General features: G+C 45.2%; 8 protein-coding genes. 6 read left to right on the forward strand and 2 right to left on the reverse strand.

The window, feature by feature from the left end:
* Positions 1 to 64 precede the first annotated feature (64 nt).
* From QUA33_RS10665 to cax, 5 genes are all read left to right on the forward strand, one after another.
* Positions 65 to 832: an MORN motif-containing protein gene (locus QUA33_RS10665; protein WP_333148580.1), complete on the forward strand. Its 768-nt coding sequence runs from the start codon at positions 65 to 67 to the stop codon at positions 830 to 832.
* Positions 833 to 934: 102 nt separating this feature from the next.
* Positions 935 to 1,648, forward strand: a complete 714-nt coding sequence (locus tag QUA33_RS10670; RefSeq protein ID WP_333148590.1) for an MORN motif-containing protein — start codon at positions 935 to 937, stop codon at positions 1,646 to 1,648.
* Positions 1,649 to 1,825: 177 nt separating this feature from the next.
* Positions 1,826 to 2,446, forward strand: a complete 621-nt coding sequence (locus QUA33_RS10675; protein WP_333067672.1) for a DUF6391 domain-containing protein — start codon at positions 1,826 to 1,828, stop codon at positions 2,444 to 2,446.
* A gap of 608 nt (positions 2,447 to 3,054) precedes the next feature.
* Positions 3,055 to 3,513, forward strand: a complete 459-nt coding sequence (locus tag QUA33_RS10680; protein ID WP_333148581.1) for a hypothetical protein — start codon at positions 3,055 to 3,057, stop codon at positions 3,511 to 3,513.
* A gap of 225 nt (positions 3,514 to 3,738) precedes the next feature.
* Positions 3,739 to 4,839, forward strand: coding sequence for a calcium/proton exchanger (gene cax / locus QUA33_RS10685; RefSeq protein WP_333067675.1), 1,101 nt, complete (start codon positions 3,739 to 3,741; stop codon positions 4,837 to 4,839).
* A 137-nt stretch (positions 4,840 to 4,976) separates the two neighbouring features.
* Here cax and QUA33_RS10690 read toward each other — a convergent pair whose 3' ends face one another.
* Positions 4,977 to 5,564 (reverse strand): hypothetical protein, encoded by a 588-nt coding sequence (locus QUA33_RS10690; protein WP_333148582.1) that lies wholly within the window; start codon positions 5,562 to 5,564, stop codon positions 4,977 to 4,979.
* Positions 5,565 to 5,816: 252 nt separating this feature from the next.
* Positions 5,817 to 7,481 carry a DUF655 domain-containing protein gene (locus QUA33_RS10695; RefSeq protein ID WP_333148583.1) on the reverse strand — a complete coding sequence of 555 codons (1,665 nt, stop codon included), beginning with the start codon at positions 7,479 to 7,481 and terminating at the stop codon, positions 5,817 to 5,819.
* A gap of 191 nt (positions 7,482 to 7,672) precedes the next feature.
* On the opposite strand from QUA33_RS10695, the gene QUA33_RS10700 reads away from it, so the two are divergent.
* On the forward strand, positions 7,673 to 8,074 hold the full coding sequence (locus QUA33_RS10700; RefSeq protein ID WP_333072821.1) for a DUF7682 family zinc-binding protein: 402 nt from the start codon (positions 7,673 to 7,675) through the stop codon (positions 8,072 to 8,074).
* The last annotated feature ends 105 nt before the right edge of the window (positions 8,075 to 8,179 follow it).

The following is an 8,179-nucleotide window of genomic DNA, read 5'->3' on the forward strand; positions in this document are numbered from 1 at the left end:
CTTTTCAGCGAGTCTTAGCTTATATAAAATCCCTATTAGTAATGGAAGTCAAAGGAGATTTCTCATGCTCGGTTCAATTCAAAAATTAGGGATGGTGATATTAGTTGCTTCTTGTATCGGAAGCGCCACTAATCTCTTGAATCCCCAGCCATCAATGGCTCAACCAACACCACAGCCAACACCAGAGGCAACACCAGAAGAAGGAAAACGCCCTCCCTTGTGCCAAGGAAACCCTCCTACGGGGAGAGTGAAATGCAATTACGAGGGAGGCGATAACTACGAGGGAGATTTCGTCAACGGCCTGCCCGACGGCAGGGGAGTCTACGTGTACGCTAATGGCGATCGCTACGAAGGACCATTTCGGAAGGGAGTGCCAAGTGGCAGCAGAGGGATATTCATTTTTAAGGATGATGCCCGCTACGAAGGCGTGTTTGAAGACGGCACGATGAAGTATGGGACGGTGGTTTTCCCCAACGGCGAGCGCTATGTCGGAAACTTCGCAGTCGTCAGGAACGTTCAGACTGATGCCATTAGCAGCCAACCATCAGGGCGGGGTCAATTTTTTTATACCAATGGCGATCGCTATGAAGGAGAATTCTTTGCAGGTTCCCCCTTTGGTCCAGGGGTATTAGTACGCAAAGACGGCACTCGCTGTTCCGGCAGATTTTTCAATCAAGAACTTGACGCTAGTGTCACCTGCACTTTCCCGAACGGTACGCGCTATGAAGGAGAATTGCGAAAGGGAGTGCCTCACGGTGTCGGAACGATGATCGATGCTAGCGGCAGGCGCTTTCCGGGGGTATATCGCAACGGCAAACGCGGAGTTTCGTAAAGCATAAATTCAGGTTTTCAGGCCACTTCTGACCAGAAATCGGACAAAAGACAAATGACGAAGCAAAATAATATCCAGAAGCGTATAGGAGAGACTTTGTTAATGATTTCCCGTTTTAAAACCAGTGGAATCGCTCTATTAGTTACATCAGTGTTGGGAATTGGTAGTTACGCGACTTATCCCTTGCCATCAATGGCGCAAGGAACAGGAGCTAAAACCGGTCGCTGCGTCCCAGCTATCGCTACAGGTAGAGTTAGGTGCGATTACGACGATGGCGATAGCTACATCGGAGACTTCGTTAACGGTTTGCCGAGTGGCACGGGGGTATACGTATATTCCACCGGCGATCGCTATGAGGGGCAGTTCCGTCTCGGCCAGCCAAACGGTCGAGGACAATTTATATTTAAGGACGACGCCCGCGTCGAGGGCGTATTCCGAGATGGCAGAATCAGCTCCGGGACAGCTATTTTTACTAATGGCGATCGCTATATAGGGCCGTTTTCTCTGGATTGGAAAGTGGGTACGCCGACTGGACAGGGGCAATTCATTTTTGCTAACGGCGATCGCTTTGTCGGTCAATTTTTGGGGGGCAAGCCTTTGGGTGCGGGAGTCTTCACCCGCGCTGACGGTACCCGGTGTTCGGGACAGTTCTTTAATCAAGAACTCGATGCTAGGGGTAGCTGCGCGTTTTCTAACGGTATCCGCTATCAGGGAGAGTTCCGTAAGGGATTGCCTCACGGCAAAGGGACAATTATCGATACCAGTGGCCGACGGTTTCCAGGAGTGTTCCGCGACGGCCAGCGGCTAGAACGATAAACTGGGAATAAGTGCGCTCTGTTACTAAGGGCAGGTAGAGGGCTAATAATTTTTGCACAAAACCTGCCCTTGCTAGGTTTTAAAGTGAAAACTATTGATAATTTATGACCGGCTTTTTCTCAACGGAATTGCTAATGTTAAATATCCACTTAATGGAGTTAATGGAGGCGTTTTGATATGACAACTACTGCTTCTGCTTCCGGCCGCACCGGCCAGTTTCCCTTCGACTTTGCCCCGCAGCGGACTCAAGATGCTGATTTGTTGCGACAACTCGGTTTTGTACCCGGCTTGAAGGAAATATTGGCTTTGCGGCAGGTTCATGCTTTGGAACACGCTACTGTTTGGGTACTGGGCCAATCTGGCGGCGAGGCCACAGCAAGAACCGATAATGAGTTGTTGGGCGGGATGTCCACAGACCAAGGATTTTATCTTTACGGTCGCGTTAACATTGCACAGTTGCGTCAGGCAGTACGCGAGGCTTTGCATCGGATTGGCAGCGGAGAGTGGGATTTAGCTGTACATCCCCGCTGTGGCACGAATTTGTCGGTGGCAATGCTGCTAACGGCTGGACTTGCTGTTGGCATTAATTTAGCCCTGCCCCGGGGGCCCATTCTGCAACTTTTAGGTTTGGGTGCAGCGGCGGCTGCTGCGGCTCAGTTAGCTCCTGATGTGGGATCTCTGGCTCAGCGTTACGTAACAACTGCTATTCCGTTTAATTTGAGTGTTGTTGATATTACTGTAAGTCACGACTTCTGGGGACGCGAAGCTCATTTTGTTCGGGTGCGTTGGGTTGAGTAGTTGCTGCGGGAGGAGGAGAGTGGGGAAGTTGAGAAAATGTTCTTTCTTCCCTCAACTTCGAGCCGTTAAATCTCCTACACGGCTTCGTTGTCGAACTTCCTTCTTCCTGATTCCTATTCCTGTCCTGAAACCGAGCTTTTTCTTTTTTCATCAACTCTTCAACTAATGGCAGAGGCCGTATTTCATCCACCGATCATGTCAGATGGGAAAACTAATAAGTCAAGATTGTATGCTGCTGGATAAAGCTGCCACTTGTCAACTAAAAAATCGCAATTTTTTATATAAAACTGTTGCTGTGGGCAGGTGATTAAGAGAGCTTTATATATACTTTGTATTTTTGATAAAAATTACTTTGAGAGAATAGGTACGATTAAAAAGTTAATTTGGGCGACTTATCCACTTACTTTTATTCAACAACTGGAACTACAGACTAAGACATACATTTGCCATATCTCTATAACTTCATAATATTATATTCACTTTCCTCTTCACCGTAAATGTATCAGCTAGAAAAAGCTCGGATTTACTTCCTAGGCAACTTGTCAGAAAATAGCAGGATCAGGTAAAATCGCTTGTGATAATTTTTAGATCAAAAGTCAACAAAATAAATGTGCAAATTAGCGATCGATAAAACCTGGGTGGTAAGTCTACTGGCGGTCAGCTTAGCCGTAGCAAGCAACAGCTTTTTGCTTTTTACCCACGATGCGAGTTTTGCTGGCGAAATATCTCAAACTAACGAACCAGAAAGAGATCCTGACGGCAAGATAGTTCCCGTTAATGGCAAAGTCAATGTTAGATTAACCAATAAAACCAACGATCGACTATTTTTTCAGGTGGTTGGACAGACTAACCGCCAGAGTTTAGCGGAAAATTCAACAGTCGCGCTGCCAGCATTGACATTACCCGCCTCTATTGTATTTAGGCGACTAGATGGTGCGTTATTGAAACCCAGTTTGAAACCTAGTGGCGAAGGAACAGTAGAGGTAAGATTAGACGAGACAAATGATTTAGGTTTGGATAAAACATCTTTAAGGATTCGGAATGACGGCGCAATTTTTCTCAGATAGACAACATTCAGTGGAGTTAAGATTTTAGATTTTAGATTTTAGATGGACTCCACAGCCACTCGCTGGCGGCTAGAACTGTTGTCTAAACCATGATTGATCTCAACAACTCAAGTCCGGGGATTGTATCCGTATTTGGGTGTCACAGTACAGTTAAATAATGTAAAATCAACTTGACGATCGCTCCGACAACTCGACCTCACCCTTCCATATACCATCCGAGTTCCTATGTCAATCAAAAAGATTCTTTCCATAGCGCTGTTAATTTTCATCCCCATTTCCATCGCCGCTGAGTATTTGCACTGGGGTTCCCTCGCAGTTTTCATCACATCCGCTTTAGGCATTATACCTCTGGCTATTTGGTTGAGCACCGCAACAGAAGAAGTGGCGATCGTTACAGGCCCCTCCATAGGCGGCTTATTAAATGCAGTCTTCGGCAATGCTACGGAATTAATTATTGCCATAGTTGCTCTGAAAGCTGGCTTAATTGACATTGTGAAAGCCAGCATAACCGGTACAATTATTAGCAACTTGCTCTTAGTCATGGGATTTTCCATGCTGCTAGGAGGAATCCGTTACAAAGAACAAGAATTTAAACCGATTATCGCGCGGGTGAACGGTTCCACAATGACTCTAGCAGTGATTGCAATCCTGCTGCCGACAATGGTAATTTATACCTCCAATGGCGTCGAGCCCGCAGCCATTCAGAATCTTTCCTTAATAACTGCGATCGTCCTAATTGCAGTTTACGCTCTAACTCTGCTCTTTTCATTAAAAACTCACAGCTATCTTTACGATGTTGGGTTACTCGAACTAGAGTCAGAAAATCCTCAAAATACTAAAGAGGAATCTACTACGCACAAACCGAATTTGTGGCTGTGGATAGGAGTGCTAGTTGCCTCAACTGTTGCCGTTGCTTTTGAATCAGAAATTTTCGTTGGTGTTGTGGAAGAAACTACCAAAGGATTGGGATTGACGCCGCTGTTTACAGGGGTAATTCTGTTGCCGATTGTTGGCGGGGCGGCAGAATATGTAACTGCGGTGGGAGTTGCGATGAAAAACAATATGGATTTGTCAGTTTCTGTCGCGATGGGTTCGAGTTTGCTAGTTGCTTTGCTGGTAGCGCCGGTGTTGGTGATTATCGGATTGGTGATTCACCAGCCGATGGATTTAAACTTCAATCCATTTGAAGTAGTTGCAGTTGCCATTGCCGTGACAATTGCTAATCTAATTAGTCTCGACGGCCGCTCGAATTGGCTCGAAGGAGTGCTGCTTTTAGCAACATACACCGTCTTAGGAGCCGCATTTTACTTTCACCCGATTACTTAAACCAATAATTTTGTTGGAGGGGCACTCTCCTGTGGTTGCCCCTTTTCACCGGAAAATAACTTCTCTTTGTTCTTGTTTGTTATTGCTCTGTCTCTTCAGCCGTTAATTAAAGCAAATAATTTGATGACAGAAAGTAGTTACGGACAGCGACACTGTTGAACAGGAAAACACTCTCGTCTGCAACTTCTTTTTCTGCCTTTACGGTCGCGACAATCAGCAGTATCCCGACATTCGACCTTATCTTCGCAAATTTGCTGACGGGGAAAAGTACCTAAGCTTTCTATAGAAACTTCAGCAGTAAGCGCACCCTGTTCTATAACTTGGTCATTTTCTTTAATTTCATAGATAAACTTATTTTCTCCCTCTAAAACCGAAAAAGTTCTTGTTTTGTGACTGTTACCCAACTTAAATCCAAAATCCTCGGAAAACTCACCTTTGTCGTAACCTCTATCTGTGTAAGGATATGGGTTAGTTTCCATTCCCTCAGTCACATTTTTAATTATCACCCTTCTATTAGGACCGGGGGGAGTCTTGCTGGAAAGAAATCGAGCGCTTTGCGAATCAGGAGAGAAGACAGTACCTGCACATGAACCTACATATTCAATGCGCTTAAATTGAATCAAATTAATATTAAAAGTGTTTTCGTTTTTGACCCTAAATTGTGCTTCGCCAGTCTGCTGAGCGCTGACTGTGAAAGCTGCTATTGTCAAAAAAATTGCTCCCATAAAAATAGCTAGAAATTTGATTTGTGACCTCCCCGTAACAAATCTGGCGTGTTCCATCTGTCTCTACCTCTAATGTGAATAGATAGCATTTTGTTTAGGAGCTATTTTAACTTGCGATCTGAGGTGTTGTCAAAGATCGAATAGGTTTATAGTGAAGGCTTGAGTCTTGGATGCTCAGTTGCGAAAGGAAGGACCGAAGTTATTAGTGCGAACTTTACAGAGTCAGGAATGAAGTCTTGAGTACGAACTTAACTACCAAGTTACTCGATCGCGCCATCTCTTTAAAATCTTGTCCCCGACTCCCTGTACCCGTGCCACATCCTCCAAAGAAGTGAAAGGTTGCTGTTGCCGCGCTGCAATAATTCTCTCGGCTAACTTCGGGCCAACCCCAGGCAAGGTTTCTAATTCTTCCTGAGTTGCGGCATTCAAATTAACTAACTTTTTACCCGCAGCAATTTCAGGTTTATCACTCGCCGATTTTGAGGCTGCTTGTAGTGAATCGCACTCTTTTTTCTTAGCGTCAATTCTCTGTTTAATTCGGGCGGGAATTCCTAAGATTGCACCTTTGTAAAGCCGATCGAACTCCCGCTCAAAATGGGCTGCAACTACGGGACTCTCGATCGCCAGCAGCGTCTCGTCATTCCCGTGATTTGCAGCCTCAGTCCAGTTGTGAGAACCTGTAAGCACAGTTTTGCCGTCCACAACGCCGAATTTGTGGTGCAGGCGATCGCCCATCGGTAATAGCGGCACTCCCACCGCAGTCAGCGGCTTTCTCCAAGGGCGATTGTCAGCTTCTAACCGGCAATTTTCCCTGAAAGTCGCCCCCATCATATCCAAACCTTCACTGTAAGAGCGATAAATAAAATTAGAGTCAATTAAAGCTCGCACCGCAACTCCTCGCCCAGCTTCAATTTCCAAAGTATTTGACAACCGCTGAGCCGAAAATACAAACAGGGCCAAATCAACCGACTTTTTCGCAGTACCCAAAGTTCGATTTATCAAACCGTTAGGGCTTTTTTCCCAAGGCAAAGTCTGGGAAGTCGGCGAAAATTGCACCGCAACAGTCGCATTCCCTACTCTTACTTTTTGCACTTGACGAAACGGCTTTTTGATGCCAAACTTGCTGTCCGGTTTGCCTCCGGGCCCGTCGCCCCACATGATGTTAAATTCTTGAGTAAATAGTTGCGCTAATTGAGGATTTTCAATTTTCAGTAAATTGTTAGCATTGCCGCGACTTGCTGCTGTTTTAAAATCGCCGTGTATATCGCTTGTGGTAAAATTAGCAGAAGTGACGATTACGGTTTTGCCATCAATTACCACAAATTTGTGGTGCATCAAACCGCTGCCTTTACTGCCGTCAGCAGTATCATCAATTACAGGAATGCCCGCATCCTTGACAATTACCAAAGCATCATTTTGCTTGATTTCCTCGGCACTCAATTTACCGTCTTTATTGCGATCGGCAAGTTGCACAAATTCGCTATAACGATCGCGCTCTCTTTCCGGTAATTTCGCTAACTCCTGAGCTGTAAAATCGCTCCAAGGGCGACTATAGATATGTTCGACAATTAATCTCACTTTAATTCCCGATCGCTGTCGATCGGCCAAAACCCTCGCAATACTGGGCAAGCGAAACTCCTGAACCGCTACATCTACCGTCGATCTAGCACTGGCGATCGCAACAGCGATCGAGTTTTCTAAATCATCCCCAGGTCTAGTTTGCTGGCGGTAAGGCTCTGTATAACTCGAAGCGATCGACTGATTGAAGTATACTTGCAACAAGGGGTCTTGAGGCAATGGAGCCAGACTGAGAGGTAAATTCTGCACGTCTTGCTTTGTTCGTCCGCAGCCCGCCAGATTGAGCGCCACCAGCCCAGCACAACAGAAACCGAGTAAATGATAATACAATACAGTCACAAAATTTTAAAAAATATAGAGGTTATTAGCCTTCCCACAGTTCAAATCTATTGGATCAAGTAAAGTTACAACCTATTAAATTTATGCAAGGGAATAGATTTTGCGTCTTGTAGAACTGCCTCGATGCCGGAAGCATCACTGGTAGGGTAGCAGCATTCAGGGGCGTAGGTCAAACCCTATACCGCTGCTTTATGGCTAAAAGAAAAAGAATTTTTCCGTGCGGTCACAAAGGATATGGTAAAGCGTGCCATCGCTGCACGCAAGAGTTGGTGGCGCAGCAGCATTACGTTGAAGTGCTGACACAAAAACAAACCAAAAAACAAGAGAGGGAAGCATCATTTGCTAGAGATATCATCGATCTCAGAGGTCTGCCCGACCACGTAGTTACTAAAGCCCGCGCAATTATAGCAGCTTTGGGCGAAAATAAGAATTACAGAGATTTCGGCGGCAAACGCCTGCGTCACAACCGTTTGATAATCAGTATTCCTGTAACTCGCAACTACAGAATGCTTTGTGAAGATTGCGGCACTTTCTTAATTCCCCAAAAAGTTTTGTCGCACGAAGATTACAATGTCTGCAAACCAGGAAGTTAGTAATCAGTTATTAATTATTGGTTAGTTGTTATTGGTTAGTTGTTATTGGTTAGTTGTTATTGGTTAGTTGTTATTGGTTAGTTGTTATTGGTTAGTTGTTATTGG

The sequence above is a fragment of the Microcoleus sp. Pol14D4 genome (assembly GCF_036701245.1).
Taxonomy (GTDB): Bacteria; Cyanobacteriota; Cyanobacteriia; order Cyanobacteriales; family Microcoleaceae; genus Microcoleus.